Below are 18317 nucleotides of genomic sequence, written 5' to 3'. Positions count from 1 at the left end.
GTAATTTTACACATAAAATAAAACTAATAAAAAAGTAATGGAATAGATTGTATACGCTTACAAAAAGGTGGTAAGAAAATGGCTGTAAAACAATATTTGGACTTTCAAGTTATTAAATCACCAACCATGCATGTTCTATTAGATGAAACAAATGAAAACGGTATTCATTTGGTAAAAGTAAAGGTAAAAAATAATCATGCGGCTACAGGGGCAAAATTATCGTTAGAATGGACAAATCCATGTACGGATATTCATGGCTGTTGGTTATTTAATCAGTCTCGTATACGTTTTGATGACCAGAGTATGAGGAAACTACCACACCTTAATAGCTTTTATAATGATCGAGGTGAAAATCGTTATAGTGTAACCTGTTCAGATACATCAAGACATGTTGCTCTTTTTATGACTTTTAATCAAGAGAAAATGGAAATGAACTTCAGCTTTCAGGTGGAAATACCTTTTAATAATGAAGAATATGAGTGCGAAATTCGCATCGACACGCGAGATATTCCATATGAACAGTCTCTAGTAGAGCTAAAAGAATGGCATGAAACTAAAGGAAATGTGTTTGCTCACTTTTTAAAAAAACATGTATCTTCACCCACCTATGTATGTACAGATTCCTTTCCTTCAGAAATCCAAGAAATTGAAGAAAATGTATATATAGCTAGACAGCTTGGTTTTGAACGAATTGTTGCTGAGGTCTCGTATGAACTAGTAAAAGGTCTGTTAGAAGACAGAGAACAAGATACGGCCATTCAAAAGCATATTGCGTACATTCATCAAATGGAGTTAGACTACACATTGTCTGTTTATCTCACCAATGAACAGTTTAGTACGAGGAGACGACATATTTTAGCTCATATGCAACAACTCTTAGATAAGTGGAAGTTTGATCGAATAGAGATTCGAGTACAAGCGAGTTCTGATTGTGACGACACGGAACATATGGTTTATCGTTTACTACAGCATATTACAAGCCTTCAAAAAGGAAGGCAAGTTTTAGAGGTTGGCTGCTTTGTGGTTAATAATCAATCGCCTCATTATAGTTTTCCCTCTTCTTTCATGATGAGTGATCGAGCAACAGAACGACTACATATAAAAAACTTGCGGCATTTGTATCCCAATCAGTCCATTCAATCACCGATTATTCAATGGCATGAAAACGAAAGCGTAGAAAATGCCTCGCTCTATTTTATTAACACATTATTTGCGGTGCCGCATGTTAGTATTAGCTTAAAACATTTAAGCTATGAACACTCACAGCTACTATCCTATTGGATTACATTTTGGAAGGATCACTGCAACCTTCTAAACGTTAAAAAGATAAGAGCTACCTCAGCTCAGATGAATGCGGCCATGAGCGTAGAACATGAGCATGAAAGCTTAGTAGTGCGCTATGACTCTACTGCTATTCAGTTAAAGAAAGATAATCACTTATGTACGATTGTGAACGGGTCGGAAGAAGAGACGATAATTGTAAAGTTAACAGCTGGAACATGGCAAGTAAGGATAGTTAACTGCTTAGGGAAAGTGGTTCATAATGAAAATCAAGCTCTAAGTTCAGGATTTCATACATTCAGATGCCCAAAGTCTGGCGTTATTCAACTAGTTAGAAGGGATTTATAAATAAGGTAGTTTTGCAGGTAACTTTTAAAGGTACCTGCTTTTTTTATAATCACCTAAGTGTAAACTTATTATAATATTTTGTTGACATTTATCTATGGAAAATGTTAACTTTTATTTCATATAGATTAACATATTTAGAGGGAGGGAATTGCCGTGAAAGCAACCTATATAAAAGATTGGGGCAAGCTGGCTACTCAGATTATTGAAGAGGGATATGTATTAACAAAAGAAGAAGCCCAACAAATATTAGCTATTCCAGATGAACAAATTTTAAGCATTATGAATGCTGCTTATCAAATTAGACACCACTACTATGGACGGAAAGTAAAGTTAAATATGATTATTAATACAAAGTCGGGACTTTGTCCGGAAGATTGTGGTTACTGTTCACAGTCTATTATTTCAGAGGCTCCGATTGATAAGTATGCTTGGTTAACGCAAGAAAAAATTGTTGAAGGTGCGTTTGAAGCAAAGCGCCGGAAAGCGGGTACATACTGTATTGTGGCGTCAGGGCGTCGTCCAACCGATAGAGAAGTAGAACACGTTATTGGTGCTGTGAAACAGATTCGTGAAGAAACGAACTTGAAAATTTGTGCCTGTCTAGGCTTTTTGAATGATGATCAGGCTTCCAGACTAGTAGATGCAGGCGTACATCGTTACAACCATAACTTGAATACACATGCTGATCATTATGATGAAATTTGTTCTACACATGGTTATGAAGATCGGGTTGATACGGTGCAAAAGTCAAAACAAGCGGGATTATCTCCTTGTTCCGGTGCTATTTTTGGAATGGGTGAAACGGACGAGCAGCGAGTAGATATAGCTTTTGAGATAAATAGATTAGATGCAGATTCTATTCCTTGTAACTTCTTAGTTGCAGTACCAGGCACACCATTAGAGAACCAAAAATCTCTTACACCGATGCAGTGTTTAAAGATTTTAGCCATGATGCGATTTGTCAATCCGACAAAGGAAATTCGCATTTCGGGTGGACGAGAAATCAACCTTCGTTCATTACAGCCACTAGGATTATTTGCTGCTAATTCTATCTTTGTTGGAGACTATCTAACAACAGAAGGACAAGAACCGACGTCGGATTGGCAGATTATCGAAGACTTAGGGTTTGAAATTGAAGAGTGTGCACTATAACAAGCGGCGATTACATTTTTGTAATCGCTCTTTTTTTGTTTACAAAACATCTACTCCCTCTTTACAAAACTATACACTTTCTTCACAGTTCCTTTATATGGACGAGCTAAGATAATAACTGTGAAAGACAAGTGAATAGATAATTGGTTATGAATAAGAGAAGCCATAAAAAAACAATAGAATGAAAGATCTATCCGTTTTTTTATGGCTTTTTTGTTTACTCTATCTGAGGTGATTGTAAGCGTGAATATAGTAAGTGAATTTCAATTTTATCTAAATCGAGATCGAATGATTGCATCTGTTAAAACACCCAAGAGTCTAGAACTCTTTTTAGAATCAGATGTAAAAGTAGCTTTTCTTCTTACTGGTAACATTAGCGTCATTAAAAAGTACGTGGAGCTACTTAAGAAACATGACCGCTTTGTATTTTTGCACCTTGAGAAAATCAAGGGAATTAGCTATGACAAGGAAGGGCTAAAATTTATTGCGAAATTCGTGAAGCCTACGGGGATTGTAACCACAAAGAGTTCCCTAATCCAACTTGCAAAAAAAGAAGGATTGATTGCTATTCAGCGTTTGTTTTTAGTGGACACAGATGCGGTAGCAAACGGATTGAAAGTAGTTGAAGAAATTCAGCCAGATGCTCTTGAAGTTATGCCAGCTTTAATACCCGAAATGATTGAAAAGTTAAAATTGAAAACATCTTGTCCCCTTATTACAGGGGGATTAATTCAAAACCAACAACATATTGATCAAGCATTACAGAGTGGAGCAGTAGCTGTATCTACAGGTAAAAATTGGTTGTGGAAGGCACAAAATAGTCATGAATAATTATCTTTGTCCGTAAAGTAAAAAAGGGAGTGATGATATGAAAAGAGTACAGTTACAAAATTTCAAAAAATCGTATGATCAAAAAACAAATGTGATCAGCGACATTAACGTCACGATTGAAGCAGGAGAATTCTTTGTATTAGTTGGCCCGTCTGGATGTGGAAAAAGCACGATGCTTCGAATGATTGCTGGACTTGAAGACATTACAGAAGGCAACTTGTTTATTGGAACAGAAAAAGCAAATCGCTTGTTACCGAGCCAGCGAAACTTATCAATGGTATTTCAAAATTATGCATTATATCCGCACTTAACGGTAGAGCAAAACATTACCTTTGGCTTGCACACAAAGAAAATTTCTAAAATAGAGCAAAGAGAGCGCTGTCATGAAGCTGCTGAGCTTTTGGGTCTTGACCAACTTTTGAATCGTAAGCCAAAACAGCTTTCTGGTGGACAGCGTCAGCGTGTTGCTCTAGCACGAGCAATTGTGACGCAGGCACCCATATGTTTAATGGATGAGCCATTATCAAACCTAGATGCGAAGCTTCGTGCCAAAATGAGGTCAGAAATTCGGCAGCTTCAGCGTAAGTTAGGCATCACAATGATTTATGTAACTCATGATCAAACAGAAGCGATGACAATGGCAGATCGCATGATGATTTTAAACGGTGGGCATATCCAACAGGTAGGGAAGCCCTTAGATATTTATAATTCACCTACCAATACGTTCGTTGCTTCATTTATTGGCGGGCCTCCTATGAATTTAGCAACCGTACAAGTGCATTCACATCAGCTTATTTTTGAACAAGGTCAGTCACTTTCATACCCTATGTCTATCGAATTAATGACGGAACATAAGGATTTAATTGTTGGCGTAAGGCCAGAAAAAGTGAAGTTGGCAAAAGGGGAGGAACCGAGCCTTTTAGTAAAGGTTATAAACGTAGAGATCTTAGGAACAGAAACGCTGATCACTTTTACAGTCGGTTCAAGCGAACAATGGATTGCTAAATGGAATGGTCAATGGAATATTGCTGTTGGTGATGAGATTCCGCTTTATATTGATTCAAAAGATATCTTTTTATTTCATTCTGAAACCGGTGAATGCGTGCATCAAGACACAAAGCATATTACGTCACACACGGTTGAGGAGGAGTTAGCATGAGTGCTATCCCGAAGTTATCGAATGCTGAGGCGATAAAACCGAAGCTTGTGTCTAACAAACGTTCATCAATGCTGGAAGGTTTGACTTACTTATTGCCTTCTATCCTTTTATTTAGCGTGTTCCTCTTTTATCCTATGCTTCGCACGCTGTATTTAAGTCTATTTATCACGGATAGTCAAGGTGTGCCCTTACGATTTGTCGGGGTAGATAATTTTGTGAATTTACTATCGAATCCTAATTTCTTGCAAAGTATGAAAGCTACTTTTTTATTTGTTTTATACACGGTACCTATTGGAATTACTCTCGCTTTATTTTTGGCTTTAATTGCTAATGAAAAGTTAAAAGGAATCGGCTTTTTCCGTACGATGTTTTCATCCACAATGGGTATGAGCGTAGCCGCATCATCAGTTATTTGGATGTTTATGTATAATCCTGCTATCGGTATTATAAATAAAGTCCTCAATACGGTAGGGATCCAAGGAGTTCAATGGCTGCTTGATCCAAAGTTTGCGCTCATTGCGGTATCCATTTCAACAGTTTGGATGAACGTTGGTTTTACTTTTTTAATCTTGCTTGGAGGTTTACAAAATATTGATGAAAAGCTTTATGAAAATGCGCAGATTGCAGGTGTGAGCTATTGGTATCAGCTAAGAAAAATAACGATTCCTATGCTATCTCCAACACTATTTTTTATCATTACTGTTTCGTTTATTAACGCATTTCAGACCTTTGGTCAAATCGACATTTTAACAAAAGGTGGTCCGACAGATTCTACAAATGTAATTGTTTACTCTATCTATAAAGATGCGTTTATTAATTACAATGTGGGCTCTGCCAGTGCACAAGCGGTTATCTTATTTTTCTGTATTCTGATTTTAACCATCCTTCAATTCAAACTAGGCGAGAGGAAGGTTCACTATCAATGAGTAAAACAAGAAAGTTTATCACATACACCCTATTGATTACCTCAACTTTTATTATCGTATTTCCTATTTTATACGCCTTTTCCATCAGCTTTATGACGGGAGCACAGGTGTTAGAAGGAAATCTTTTACCAACTTCGTTTACGTTTGAGAACTATCGAGCGGCTTTTGAGCGAGTACCGCTGTTGCATTATTTGCTTAACAGTTTCGTTGTGTCTATTTCCGTTATGCTTGGACAAATAATTGTTTCTAGCCTTGCAGCTTTTGCTTTTGTATTTATCTCATTTAAAGGAAGAGAGGCACTGTTCTTTCTCTTTATCTCTACAATGATGATTCCTTGGGAAGCAACGATGGTTCCAAACTTTTTAACAATTCAAAAGCTTGGTTGGCTGAACAGTCATCTCAGCTTGACTATCCCGTTCTTTGCTTTAGCATTTGGAACATTTTTGTTACGTCAGCAGTTTAAAACGATTCCTCATGAACTTTATGAAGCTTCTCAGGTTGCAGGAATTAGTCGCTTCCGCTTCTTTTGGAATGTTGTACTACCAGTTTCAAAGACAAGCCTGGTTACATTAGGAGTCTATAGTTTTTTAACGACTTGGAACATGTACTTGTGGCCACTTCTTGTTACCAACACTGAAGAGGCACGAACAGTACAAATTGGTTTGAAACAGATGCAAACTCAAGAAATTTCGACGGATTGGGGGGTGGTGATGGCAGCGGTTGTTGTAGTGATTTTACCGACATTATTACTTCTATTCTTAGGACAAAAACGACTTCAAAAAGGTCTCACACAAGGTGCAATTAAATAAGGGAGTGACAATGATGAAAAAATGGTTAGCGATACTGAGTGCTTGTATGTTAATGCTTGTTGCAGCGTGTTCAAATTCGAGTAGTGGTTCTGAAGTGCAGGAGACAAAGAAAACAGAAGATGGTAAAACAGAAGTCGTCTTTTGGCATGCTATGAGCGGTGATTTAGAAAAAGTGTTAAATACAATGGTAGATGATTACAATAAGTCACAGGATGAAGTAGAAGTAAAGCCGATGTTTCAGGGAACATATGAAGAGGCATTAACAAAATTTAATACGGTAGCAGGCACAAAAGATGCGCCTTCTGTTATGCAAACATTTGAAGTAGGAACAAAATATATGATTGATAGTGGAAAGGTTCAACCTGTTCAAAAGTTTATTGATGAAGAAAACTATGATACCTCTCAGTGGGAACAAAATATTTCAAGTTATTATCAAGTAGACGGTGAACAGTACTCAATGCCTTTTAACTCGTCAACTCCCGTCCTTGTTTATAATAAAGACGCATTTAAAGAAGCTGGGTTAGATCCCGAAAAAGCACCAACGACTTACGATGAGCTACAAAAAGCAGCGGAAAAATTAACAAAGAAAAAAGGAAATCAAACAACGCAGTACGGATTCTCTATTTTAAATTATGGTTGGTTTTTTGAAGAGTTGGTAGCTGCTCAAGGTGGGTTATATGTTGATAATGAAAATGGCCGCAGCGGTAATGCTGAAAAAGCAGTCTTCAATGGAAAAGAAGGATTGAACGCGTTCAATCTTATTTCAGATATGTATAATGATGGTACATTCTACAATGTAGGACAAAATTGGGATGATATTCGAGCAGCGTTTCAATCAAAGAAAGTTGCTATGTTTTTAGATTCATCCGCAGGTGTCAAAACGTTGATTGATAATGCTCCATTTGAAGTAGGAGTGGCCTATTTACCAGTTCCAAAAGAAGAAGATCGCCAAGGGGTTATCATTGGAGGTGCTTCACTTTGGATGTCTAACGGGATTAGTGAAGAAACACAAAAGGCAACATGGGATTTCATGAAATATCTTGCAACACCTGAAGCTCAGGCAAAATGGCATGTAGAAACAGGCTATTTTGCTATTAATCCTAAAGCATATGAGCAAGATATTGTAAAGAAAGAATGGGAGAAATATCCTCAATTGAAAGTAACGGTTGACCAATTGAGCCAGACAAAGCCGTCTCCAGCAACACAAGGTGCGCTAATTTCTGTTTTCCCAGAATCTCGTCAGAAAATTGTATCGGGGATGGAAAGTTTATATCAAGGTGTGAAACCACAAGAAGCCTTAAATCGAGCAGCGGAAGAGACTAATCGTTCTCTTGAAGCAGCGAATCAAAAATAAAAAATGATATAAGGCCCGTTTAGGAAAAGGTAAGCGGGCTTTTATTCTACATAATAAGGGGAGTCGGTATGAGTCAAAAAACAAAGGTTTATGCCCATAGAGGGTTTAGTAGCAAATTTCCAGAAAATACGATGAGAGCATTTGAAGAAGCTAGGAAGAGAAATGTAAGTGGTATTGAACTAGACGTACAGCTAACAAAAGATGGAGAAGTCGTTGTTATTCATGATGAAGAAATAAATCGAACTACTAATGGCATCGGCTATGTTCAAGACTTTTTCTTAAAGCAAATTATTTTATTTGATGCCGGAACTTGGTTTCATAAGGCGTTTCATCAGGAGGCTATCCCTACGCTTCGAGATGTGTTTGAATGGATAGTTAGTACAAAGAGTGTGCTAACCCTTAATATTGAGCTGAAAAATGATGTGATAGCGTATGAAGGTCTGGAAGAAAAGGTGCTAGAGCTTATAGAAGAGTATGAGCTTGGAAACCAAGTCATTATCTCATCTTTTAACTACAAAAGCTTGATAAAAGTTAGGGATATACATCCACATATTTCACTAGGATTTCTCTTTGAAGGAATTGATAACAAAGCAGTTGAAAAAGCTTTGACCATTCAGGCAAGTGGCCTTCACTGTGAAGCTGAATATGCGTTTTCAGCAGAAGCAAAAAGAGCGAAGGCAGCTGGATTAGAGCTTCGCGTATATACGGTTAACGACAAGCACTTGTTTCTTCAACTGATGAATGAAGGCGTAGATGTTATTATGACTGATGACTTGGAAATAAATAAAAGAATGTAAGTGAATGAAAAAGGCCGTAAACTAACTATTTCAGTTAATGAGATGTCCGAATTGTTGAGAGGTAAATCCTTTTGGTGGTTCGGATATTTTTGTTGGCTTGAAAAATAAGTTAAGAAATTAGTGGAATAGGGGACAGTGTCTGTAGCGCGATAGAACCAATGGTTTCTTACAAACTAACTATTTTAAAAACATCATGACTCGTCTTGGAGACAGAATCATTTAGTCATAGCCTAGCCTCTTTTCAAGTTGTACAAATACAACTTCTTTTCCATAAAACTAAATAGTTTAATAGGCTCTATTTACGTGTTAAGAGTCAACAATGTTTCTATAGACCCACACGAAACTCGTTTGGTACACTAGTTTTGCTCATTTTGTTGAGAAAGGTTGCGAACAGTGTGGAAAATTATTATGAACAAGCTCAAAAAGGTGCATGGGTTAGCATTGTCTCATATATTACATTATCAATTTGTAAATTAGTTATTGCATTTATTGCAGGTTCATCGGCTTTAAAAGCGGATGGTTTAAATAACGTAACGGATATTATCGCTTCAATTGCTGTATTAGTTGGATTGAAAATCTCTCAGAAGCCTCGAGACCACGATCATCCATATGGCCATTCGCGTGCAGAGCATATCGCTTCTTTAATCGCATCGTTTATTATGATGGTTATTGGTTTGCAAGTTCTTGCTGATGCAGGACAATCTATCTTTTTAAAAGAAGTAGAAGCTCCTAATCTATTAGCTGCATGGGTAGGGTTGGCTGCCGCAGCTATTATGTTTTTGGTTTATCGTTATAACATTAAGCTTGCTAATAAGCTAAACAGTCAGTCGCTTCGAGCCGTAGCAAAAGATAATCTATCAGATGCATTAGTCAGCATTGGCGCTGTTATTGGAATTGTTGGCTCTCAGTTTGGATTACCTTGGATCGACTTGGTTGCAGCTATTATTGTTGGATTAATCATTTGTAAAACTGCTGTAGAAATCTTTAAGGAAGCGACGCATTCCTTGACGGACGGGTTTGACCAAGAGCAGTTATTGCATTATAAAGAAGTTATTTCTGAAGTTAACGGCGTAAACGAAGTTCACGATGTGAAAGCCAGAATGCTAGGCAATCACGTTGTTTTAGATGTAACGGTAAAGGTTGACCCCTATTTAGACGTCATTAACAGCCATCAAATTGCTGATAAAATAGAACATATGATGAGCGATGAGTATCAAATTAAAGATACGCTGGTACATATTGAGCCGGATGTATCAAGAAAGTTAACGTGAAAAGAGTGTTTTTCTTTAGGGAAAACACTCTTTTTTCTTTTATCAGAAGTAGATTGTTAGAAAAAAGTACTTGAAAACTCTTCACATTTTCAGATAAGTATCCGTTATAAAAGAGGACAGTGAATTAATGAATGTAATGTAGAAAGGTGAGAGTATGAAAAAATTAAGCACCAAAATGATTCTATTCTTCACATCGATTATCATCATCTTATTATTGCTTGTTTCAGGAATTGTTTATCAATTTACGAAAAAGCAAATTGAACACGATGTGCAGGTACAATCACAAACGCTCGTGGGAGAGCTCAAAACAAATATCGATACTTATTTGAAAATGTATAGTCGTAAAGTAGCTGAGTATAGTGAAAACGACGTACTGGTTAACTTTCTAAAAGAAGAAAAAGAGCCACAAAAAGACAGCTACTTTAGCTGGCAAACGGTACAAAGGGAATTTCAGCAAGTAAGCGAAAAATATCCAAATATGGCCCTCCAATATATTGGAACTGAAAATAAAGGAATGTACACGGTTCCGACGTTAGAATATGACGCAGAATATGACCCAACTGCTAGACCTTGGTATAAACAAGCAGTTGAAAGTCCTGGAGAAGTTATTTATACAGAACCGTATGAAGATGCATCTACTGGAAAGACGGTAGTAACTATTGCTAAAACAATCGAAGATCCTCAAACAAATCAACGTCTAGGGGTACTAGCAATCGATTTAGAGTTAGATGCTTTAAATTCTATGGTAGCAAAAGCTCAAGTGAATTATGATGGTTACGCTTTTTTATTTGATCAGCAAGGTCTTGTTCTCGTTCATCCAACCGCAACAGGCAATGAGTTGCAAAAAGAAGCGTTTATGGATGACGTTTATGCAAAAGATAAAGACTTTCTTCATTATAAATACAAAGGAGAGGATCGAGTTCTAGCCTTTGAGACAATTGAAGATACAGGGTGGAAAATAGGAAATGCCTTTATTTACGATAATATGCTTAGTAGCGCTAAGGAAATCTTTCGTATCATTATGACTATCGCAGCCGTTGGGATTTTATTATCAATTCTCCTAATCTTCTTTATTTCAAAAAGCATGACAAAGCCAATTGTTCGATTAAAAGAAGAAGTGGCAAAAGTGGCAGAGGGAGATTTAACGGTTCATATCCAAACCAAATCTAAAGATGAAATTGGTCAACTAACCAACTTGTTTAACGTGATGGTAGGGCGCAATCGCCAATTGATTGCAGCTGTTCAAGAATCTGTGGAAACAGTCAAGGTTTCTGTGGAAAATTTAAGTGCAGTATCAGAAGAAGCAACAGCATCTAGTGAAGAGATTGGAAGAGCCATTCATGAAATTGCAAGCGGCGCAACGCAGCAGGCTTCTGATGCTGATTCAACTAATCATAAAACGATGAGTTTATCAGCCCAAATTGAGCAGGTAATTGATAAAAATACCAAAATTAATACGTTAACGAGTGAAGCGATTCAAGCAAATACGCATGGTTTACATCAAGTGCAGTCACTGCGTGAACAAACGAATCAGTCTGCTAAAACGATTGAATCAGTTCAAGTTGTTATTAATGAGTTGACAGATAAGATGCAAGAGATTGAATATGTTATTCATACAATTAATGATATTTCAGATCAAACAAACTTACTTGCGTTAAATGCCAGCATTGAAGCTGCTAGAGCAGGAGAACACGGAAAAGGGTTTGCAGTAGTAGCAGAAGAAGTACGTAAGTTGGCTGAACAGTCATCTACTGCAACAGAGAAGGTTCGTTTAACAATTGCCAGCATTCAAAAAGAAGTTGCCATGGCTCGTCAAGAATTTGACCATACAAGAGAGCTATCAGTAGCGCAAGAAGGAGCCGTAGCGGATACAGAGCAATCATTTCGTGATATCGCCCAAAATATTGAACAGGTCGTTACATCTATTCAAGATGTGATGAACAATATGCAGGAAATTGATACTCATAAAGATGGTGTAGTAGCATCGATTCAAAGCATTGCAGCCATCGCGCAACAGTCGGCTGCAGGAACAGAAGAAATTACTGCATCGACTGAAGAGCAAATCCGAGCTATTTCGACTGTATCTGAATCTGCTGAACACCTGCAAGAGCTAAGTGAAGAGCTAATGAAAATGATTCATCAGTTTAAGATTGAAGAGGACATAAAAGGAGAATAAATAGTTAAGAAGCACAGCCTCAGGCTGTGCTTCTTAGTATTGAATTTAGCTAGCTTTTTGAATGGATTCAGCTTTGGATTTTTTAGAAGTAAAGCGATCAACTAATTGTGAAATTGCTCCGTCTCCTGTTACGTTACACGCCGTTCCAAAGCTGTCTTGAGCCATATATAGCGCAATCATGAGAGAAGTCATCGTTGCATCAAAACCTAGCATCGTTTGCAGTAAGCCTAAAGAAGCCATAACGCCACCCCCGGGTACACCTGGTGCGGCAATCATAGTAATTCCCAACATCAAAATAAAAGGTAAGACCGTTCCAAATGCTACTTCGGTACCGTTGATGTACAGTACAGCCATTGCACATGAAACAATAGTAATAGTGCTTCCTGATAAATGAATAGTAGCCAGTAATGGAATTGAGAAATCAGCTACTTTATCACGTACCCCATTCTTTTTGGCACGTTCCATTGTAACGGGAATTGTTGAAGCAGATGACTGTGTGCCCAGTGCTGTAAAGTAAGCGGGCATCATATTTTTTAATAAAGCAAGCGGATTTTTCTTAACTAACGTGCCGGAAACGCTGTATTGAACAAGTAAAATAACAAAGTGAAGAATCAAAATCATCACAAATACTTTTGCAAAAACGCTCATAATGGTCTGCACTTGACCACCTTGTGTCATGTTGGCAAAAATCCCTAAAATGTGAATTGGTAGTAAAGGGATAATAACCTTACCAATCAGTAGTTCCACAACCGAACGAAAATCAATCATTACTTTTTTTAATGAATCATTTTTAATAGCTGCCATGCCTAGTCCGAGAGTAAAAGCTAATACAAGTGCTGTCATCACTTCCATTGGAGCAGGAATTTGAAGTTCTAAGAAAGGTTTTAGTAATGCTTTCTCAGGATTTTCAAATGCAGAAGATTGAATAGAGTTATTCAACATAACCGGATATAAATTATGCGCAACAAGATAAGCTAATAATCCAGCTATTGCTGTAGATCCATAAGCTAGAGCAGTTGTTAATCCTAAATATTTTCCTGCTCCCTTTCCAATTTCTCCGATTCCTGGAGCAATGAATGCAATAATAATGAGAGGAATTGCAAATTCTAAAAAGTTTCCAAATATTTCATTGAACGTAGCAAATATGCGAACAAACCATCCTGGCATAAAGCTTCCGATTACAACACCGGCAAAAATAGCCAAGATAATCCGTGGTAAAAGCCCAATTTTCTTCATGATGTCCTCCTGTGAAGTACAAATGTTTTCTAAGAATGTATTATACAGAAAGAGGGACGAAATGTTAAGAGGAAATTTTGTTCAGAGTAAATAAAAAACAGCTTCGCTCCAACACTAAGCGTGGAGAAAGAAGCTGTTTGTCTTTAAAAATACTGATTGTATGGAATTAACGAAACCTGGTCGGTTTTTGCTGTTACGCAAATATCTTCGTGTGTAAATGGATGCCAAAAGGCTAATTTAAAGGCATGTAAAGCTTGTTGTTGACCGCTTTGTTTACGTCCGCCATACAAGGTATCGCCGATTAAAGGATGGCCGATATAGCTTAAATGCACACGAATTTGATGGGTGCGTCCACTTTCAAGCATAAGTGAGACGAGCGCCTCATTTTTTGACTTGTTTTGTCTCAACACTTGAAAGTGAGTAACTGCAGCTTGACCGGATTTTGAGACTCTTCTCCTTGTAGAGTGATGGCGGTCTTTCCCAATCGGTTCTGAAATTGTTCCTTGTTTTTTAGCAAATAGGCCGTGTACAAGAGCAACGTATGAACGCTTAATTTGTCTATGTGCCAGCATCTGATCAAATACAGAACTAGCAACATGGTGTTTGGTAAATAAAATAGCTCCTGACGTATCGCGGTCAAGCCGATGAACGTGTCGAGGTTTTGTGTATAAACCTTGTGTAGAGAAATAATAAGCAACAGCATTTAACAGCGTCTTAGTATCTTCAGGAGATGAAGGATGTGTATCCAAGCCCTGTGGTTTATTTATAATTAACACATGAGGGTCTTCATACAAAATTTCAAGCGGTAGTGGATACGGCTTAATTGTATGCTCTTCCGGGCTGTAAAGGTGAAGGTCAGCTTTATCTCCTTCTTGTAGCACATATTTCCATGGTAAGGTTTCTCCATTTATTTTGATGCTTTTATTCATTCGAAATAAATGCAGCGTTTTTTTAGAAAGATGCCATTTTTCTTTTAAATAGTCTTCAATTGTTAATTGACTGTCTTGTTTAGTAATGGGAATTGTTACCCATTCACTTTTTACATTCACGCTTATCTCATCCTTTTCTTTCATGAATTATGGTAGATTTCAACAAGTGCGGAAGTTCCTTTTTTTAGGAGGAAATAACTACCTTATCTTCTTTGTTTTTATTTATGTTATCCTACGTATATAAACTTGTTTTATAAAAGGAGGGGCAACGTTGAAAATTGCATGTGCAGCTCCAGCTGAGATGGAACATTACATAGAAGAATTAACAGAGCAACTTCTATACGATTTATTACCTCAATATGTATCAGATGAACGACTACAGCATATTCATAGCCATTATTTACTTGGTCATCATGATGAGTCTAACCCATTATATAATGGATTACTTGATGAAGCATTGCAAGTCATTAGTAGTTTGCAAACAGTTATCGCTTTAGTTGAATCCATTCAACATCGTCCAATTAAAAAGAGTGATCGTGATCGATTCGGTAAAAATGTGAGAATACTTAGTAAATTTGGGTTTGTTTTTCCTTTATCTATTGAACTTTTTGAACGAGAGAACTTACTTGTATCTTATTCACAACACTCATCTCAAACTGAATATTATCATTAAAAAGGAGCATCCGCTGGGTGTTCCTTTTTTTAGGTTGTTAAATAGTTAGAATTTTTAATTTTGTTTAATATAATGAAAAAAAGGGAAACTAAATTTTCAGTTATGTGCGAAAGAGGGTTGGTAAATATGTCAACAATAGATTTGTCTAAGTTCGAAAAGAAAATGATTATACGAAACATTAAACACTCTGATATAGATGCAATATTAGCACTTCAAAAACTATCATTCCCAGGAATGGAGCCGTGGAAGCGTGAGCAGTTAGAAAGTCATCTTGAAATCTTTCCAGAAGGTCAAATTTGTGCAGAGTTTGATGGAGAGATTATTGGTTCATGTTCAAGTTTGATTGTCAACTTTGATGAGTATGATGACCAGCATACGTGGGATGATATTACAGATGAAGGATATATCACAAATCATAATCCAGAAGGGTATAACCTATATGGAATTGAAGTGATGGTTCATCCAAATTATCGTGGGATGAAAATTGGGCGACGACTCTATGAAGCGCGCCAAGACTTAGCACGTGAACTGAACTTAAAAAGTATTATCATTGGTGGGCGCATTCCTAATTATCATAAACATTCAGGAGAAATGTCTCCTCGTGAATATGTAGAACAGGTAATTCACCATAAAATTTATGATCCTGTTTTATCATTTCAATTAATGAACGGTTTTACTTTGATGCGAATCAATCCTGGCTACCTCCCAGATGATTTAGCTTCTAATAAATATGCAACGCTCATGGAATGGAATAACGTAGACTATGTGCGACGTTCAAAACGCCATTTCAAAACATCATTCCCAGTGCGAATCTGCGTTGTGCAGTATATGATGAAGCAAATCAATTCATTTGAAGAGTTTGCTACTCAAGTGGAATACTATACGGACGTTGCGTACGATGCGAAAGCAGACTTTTGTGTATTCCCAGAGATATTTACGACGCAGCTTATGTCATTTTTAGATGAGCAAATTCCAAGTAAAGCTATTCAACGCCTTACAGAGTACACAGAAGAATACATTGAGCTCTTCACAGGGTTAGCTGTAAAATATAACGTAAACATTATTGGCGGTTCACACTTTGTGGAAGAAGATGACGGCGATATCTTTAACATTGCGTACTTATTCCGCAGAGATGGAACAATTGAAAAGCAGTATAAAGTGCATATTACACCAAATGAACGCAAATGGTGGGGAATTAGTCCAGGAAATGATGTAGAAGTATTTGATACAGATTGTGGGAAAATTGCCATCCAAATTTGTTATGACATCGAATTTCCTGAACTGGCACGAATTGCAACAGATAAAGGGGCTAACATTATCTTTACACCTTTCTGTACAGAAGATCGTCAAGGTTATTTACGCGTTCGCTATTGCTCTCAGGCACGCGCTGTGGAAAACCAAATTTACACCGTAATTGCAGGAACAGTAGGAAATTTACCAGAAACAGAAAATATGGATATTCAATATGCACAGTCAGCCATTTTTGCCCCTTCCGACTTTGAATTCGCAAGGGATGGTATTGTAGGGGAATGTAATCCAAATATTGAGATGGTTGTGATTGGCGATGTTGACCTTGAGATTTTACGCAGGCAGCGCCAATCGGGAACGGTTCGTCAGTTAAAAGATCGTAGACATGACGTCTATAATATTAAATATAAAAAATAAATTATTTTACACCATGCAAATGCATGGTGTTTTTTTACTCATCTTTTGTCATAATATAAAGAAATAAATAAACAGAGTGAGGGGAAAACATGAGTTTTCATGGACAATCCGTTTTGCCTGCTGTACGTGATATGAAGCAGTTGGAACGTTTTTTAGCAAGTGAATATGAGTATGGTGTTTTGTTAGATAACCAAGTAGGTTTACTGCGAGGCATTATGAAAGAAGTTCATCGACACCAAAAGAAAATGATTATTCATCTCGATTTAATACATGGCCTAAAGCAAGATGAATATGCGGTTGACTTTCTATGTCAAGAATTGAAGCCGGCTGGCATTATCTCCACGCGTACCAACGTGATTTTAAAAGCGAAACAGCGAGGTATTTATGCCATTCAGCGCGTCTTTTTGCTAGATAGTACAGCCCTCAAGAAAAGCTATGAGCTCATTAAAAAGGTAGAGCCAGATTTTATTGAGCTATTACCAGGGATTATTCCATCACTTCTTAAAGAGGTAGCGGAAGAAACCGGGATACCAGTTCTCGCGGGTGGTCTTATTCGAACGGAAGAAGAAGTAAAGAATGCAATCGCTGCAGGTGCAGCTGCAGTCACTACTTCGAATAAACAATTGTGGAATACGTTTAAATAAAGAGTTATGAGGTTTGAATTTTTTGTCGAAAATGTGTTGACAACGCTTTCAACAGCTAGTAAACTTGTAAACAAGTTAATACATGTGACGGAGAATAGGAGATCCACGATATAGCTCTTTAAATTTATATGCATGAATTTAGAGGGAAGTATGGTGGATTTTTTTATTCTCTTCTTGGTGTAAACGGTTTCTTATTAGACCGAAGGAGGTTTTTTATATGAGTCCATTTTTAGGTGAAGTAATTGGCACGATGATTTTAATTATATTAGGTGCTGGAGTTTGTGCCGGCGTTAATTTAAAAAAATCATATGCAGCAAATTCAGGTTGGATAGTTATTACGTTTGGTTGGGGACTAGCTGTTGCAATGGCTGTATACGCAGTTGGTAACATTAGTGGTGCTCACTTAAATCCAGCGGTAACAATCGGATTAGCAATTGTCGGAGATTTTTCGTGGAAGGAAGTCCCACTTTATATACTAGCACAAATGATTGGTGCAATTTTAGGAGCAACATTAACATATTTACATTATCTACCGCACTGGAGAGAAACAGCTGATCAAGGAACAAAATTAGGTGTTTTTGCAACAGGGCCAGCTATTCCTAATCCATTTTCAAACTTATTAAGTGAGACGATTGGTACGTTTATTCTAGTGGTTGGTTTATTAACAATTGGAGCAAACGAGTTTACAGAAGGGTTGAATCCATTAATTGTAGGCTTTCTTATTATAAGCATTGGTTTATCTCTTGGTGGTACAACTGGTTATGCTATTAACCCTGCACGTGACTTAGGTCCGCGTATTGCACATGCAATTTTACCGATTGCAGGAAAAGGATCATCAAACTGGGGTTACGCTTGGGTACCTGTGTTAGGACCTGTACTAGGTGGGTCTTTAGGAGCAGTATTTTACCTTGCAGCATTTAAAAACCAAACAGGCAGTGCATTATGGGTTGTATTAACAATTGCAGTAATAGTATTTGCAGGAGTATATGGTTTATCAAAAGCAAAAAATGCACCAGGAATGGTAAAGAAAAGCGCTATTAAATAAATGAATGCGTTTTAATCAGAG

General features: G+C 37.3%; 16 protein-coding genes and 1 pseudogene. 15 read left to right on the top strand and 2 right to left on the bottom strand.

Annotated elements, in window-relative coordinates; all coding sequences use genetic code 11:
* The first annotated feature begins 78 nt into the window (after positions 1-78).
* The 11 genes and pseudogenes from EPL02_RS19755 to EPL02_RS21400 all read left to right on the top strand — a co-directional run bounded on the left by EPL02_RS19755 (position 79) and on the right by EPL02_RS21400 (position 12104).
* Entirely contained in the window at positions 79-1629 is a 1551-nt protein-coding gene (locus tag EPL02_RS19755; protein ID WP_094912645.1) for a hypothetical protein, read from the top strand.
* A 153-nt stretch (positions 1630-1782) separates the two neighbouring features.
* Positions 1783-2781: a biotin synthase BioB gene (gene bioB, locus EPL02_RS19750; protein WP_094912646.1), complete on the top strand. Its 999-nt coding sequence runs from the start codon at positions 1783-1785 to the stop codon at positions 2779-2781.
* A 288-nt stretch (positions 2782-3069) separates the two neighbouring features.
* Entirely contained in the window at positions 3070-3612 is a 543-nt protein-coding gene (locus EPL02_RS19745) for a glycerol-3-phosphate responsive antiterminator (RefSeq protein ID WP_434223160.1), read from the top strand.
* Positions 3613-3649: 37 nt separating this feature from the next.
* Positions 3650-4771: an ABC transporter ATP-binding protein gene (locus tag EPL02_RS19740; protein ID WP_094912648.1), complete on the top strand. Its 1122-nt coding sequence runs from the start codon at positions 3650-3652 to the stop codon at positions 4769-4771.
* On the top strand, positions 4768-5697 hold the full coding sequence (locus EPL02_RS19735; protein WP_131888548.1) for a carbohydrate ABC transporter permease: 930 nt from the start codon (positions 4768-4770) through the stop codon (positions 5695-5697). Before EPL02_RS19740 ends, EPL02_RS19735 begins: the two co-directional genes overlap by 4 nt.
* Positions 5694-6506, top strand: a complete 813-nt coding sequence (locus EPL02_RS19730; protein WP_094912650.1) for a carbohydrate ABC transporter permease — start codon at positions 5694-5696, stop codon at positions 6504-6506. The genes EPL02_RS19735 and EPL02_RS19730 overlap by 4 nt, the downstream gene beginning before the upstream one ends.
* 13 nt (positions 6507-6519) lie before the next feature.
* Entirely contained in the window at positions 6520-7860 is a 1341-nt protein-coding gene (locus EPL02_RS19725) for an ABC transporter substrate-binding protein (protein WP_094912651.1), read from the top strand.
* Positions 7861-7928: 68 nt separating this feature from the next.
* The gene (locus tag EPL02_RS19720; RefSeq protein ID WP_094912652.1) at positions 7929-8657 is read left to right on the top strand and encodes a glycerophosphodiester phosphodiesterase; all 729 of its coding nucleotides are present in this window, start codon (positions 7929-7931) and stop codon (positions 8655-8657) included.
* Positions 8658-9052: 395 nt separating this feature from the next.
* A complete protein-coding gene (locus EPL02_RS19715) occupies positions 9053-9928 on the top strand; it encodes a cation diffusion facilitator family transporter (protein ID WP_094912653.1) in 876 nt (291 codons plus the stop codon).
* 154 nt (positions 9929-10082) lie between these two features.
* Positions 10083-11141, top strand: a pseudogene (locus EPL02_RS21405) (cache domain-containing protein); the annotation flags it as partial.
* A complete protein-coding gene (locus EPL02_RS21400; RefSeq protein WP_483295842.1) occupies positions 11136-12104 on the top strand; it encodes a methyl-accepting chemotaxis protein in 969 nt (322 codons plus the stop codon). The pseudogene EPL02_RS21405 and the gene EPL02_RS21400, both read left to right, overlap by 6 nt.
* A gap of 45 nt (positions 12105-12149) precedes the next feature.
* On the opposite strand, the gene EPL02_RS19705 is transcribed toward EPL02_RS21400, so the two are convergent.
* Positions 12150-13340, bottom strand: coding sequence for a dicarboxylate/amino acid:cation symporter (locus EPL02_RS19705; protein ID WP_094912655.1), 1191 nt, complete (start codon positions 13338-13340; stop codon positions 12150-12152).
* A gap of 143 nt (positions 13341-13483) precedes the next feature.
* Positions 13484-14389, bottom strand: coding sequence for an RluA family pseudouridine synthase (locus tag EPL02_RS19700; protein ID WP_131888546.1), 906 nt, complete (start codon positions 14387-14389; stop codon positions 13484-13486).
* 151 nt (positions 14390-14540) lie between these two features.
* Between EPL02_RS19700 and EPL02_RS19695 the strand changes: the two genes are divergently transcribed.
* From EPL02_RS19695 to EPL02_RS19680, 4 genes are all read left to right on the top strand, one after another.
* The gene (locus EPL02_RS19695; protein WP_094912657.1) at positions 14541-14942 is read left to right on the top strand and encodes a DUF5365 family protein; all 402 of its coding nucleotides are present in this window, start codon (positions 14541-14543) and stop codon (positions 14940-14942) included.
* A 126-nt stretch (positions 14943-15068) separates the two neighbouring features.
* A complete protein-coding gene (locus EPL02_RS19690; RefSeq protein ID WP_025907832.1) occupies positions 15069-16607 on the top strand; it encodes a bifunctional GNAT family N-acetyltransferase/carbon-nitrogen hydrolase family protein in 1539 nt (512 codons plus the stop codon).
* An 89-nt stretch (positions 16608-16696) separates the two neighbouring features.
* Positions 16697-17251 carry a glycerol-3-phosphate responsive antiterminator gene (locus EPL02_RS19685; RefSeq protein WP_025907831.1) on the top strand — a complete coding sequence of 185 codons (555 nt, stop codon included), beginning with the start codon at positions 16697-16699 and terminating at the stop codon, positions 17249-17251.
* 217 nt (positions 17252-17468) lie between these two features.
* Positions 17469-18296 (top strand): MIP/aquaporin family protein, encoded by an 828-nt coding sequence (locus EPL02_RS19680; RefSeq protein WP_131888545.1) that lies wholly within the window; start codon positions 17469-17471, stop codon positions 18294-18296.
* Positions 18297-18317: the final 21 nt, after the last annotated feature.

The organism is Bacillus sp. CBEL-1, from assembly GCF_004348885.1.
Classification (GTDB): Bacteria; Bacillota; Bacilli; order Bacillales; family Bacillaceae_H; genus Priestia; species Priestia aryabhattai_A.
The sequence above is the reverse complement of the archived record's forward strand: the minus strand, read 5'-3'. Positions and strand labels throughout refer to the sequence as shown.

Excerpts from the sequence above, each read along its gene's own strand:
- EPL02_RS19745 (WP_434223160.1), top strand. The coding sequence starts at position 3,070 with ATGATTGCATCTGTTAAAACACCCAAGAGTCTAGAACTCTTTTTAGAA.
- EPL02_RS19735 (WP_131888548.1), top strand. The coding sequence starts at position 4,768 with ATGAGTGCTATCCCGAAGTTATCGAATGCTGAGGCGATAAAACCGAAG.
- EPL02_RS21400 (WP_483295842.1), top strand. The coding sequence starts at position 11,136 with ATGGTAGGGCGCAATCGCCAATTGATTGCAGCTGTTCAAGAATCTGTG.
- EPL02_RS19740 (WP_094912648.1), top strand. The coding sequence starts at position 3,650 with ATGAAAAGAGTACAGTTACAAAATTTCAAAAAATCGTATGATCAAAAA.
- EPL02_RS19690 (WP_025907832.1), top strand. The coding sequence starts at position 15,069 with ATGTCAACAATAGATTTGTCTAAGTTCGAAAAGAAAATGATTATACGA.
- EPL02_RS19680 (WP_131888545.1), top strand. The coding sequence starts at position 17,469 with ATGAGTCCATTTTTAGGTGAAGTAATTGGCACGATGATTTTAATTATA.
- EPL02_RS19730 (WP_094912650.1), top strand. The coding sequence starts at position 5,694 with ATGAGTAAAACAAGAAAGTTTATCACATACACCCTATTGATTACCTCA.
- EPL02_RS19725 (WP_094912651.1), top strand. The coding sequence starts at position 6,520 with ATGAAAAAATGGTTAGCGATACTGAGTGCTTGTATGTTAATGCTTGTT.
- EPL02_RS19720 (WP_094912652.1), top strand. The coding sequence starts at position 7,929 with ATGAGTCAAAAAACAAAGGTTTATGCCCATAGAGGGTTTAGTAGCAAA.
- EPL02_RS19705 (WP_094912655.1), bottom strand. The coding sequence starts at position 13,340 with ATGAAGAAAATTGGGCTTTTACCACGGATTATCTTGGCTATTTTTGCC.
- EPL02_RS19755 (WP_094912645.1), top strand. The coding sequence starts at position 79 with ATGGCTGTAAAACAATATTTGGACTTTCAAGTTATTAAATCACCAACC.
- EPL02_RS19685 (WP_025907831.1), top strand. The coding sequence starts at position 16,697 with ATGAGTTTTCATGGACAATCCGTTTTGCCTGCTGTACGTGATATGAAG.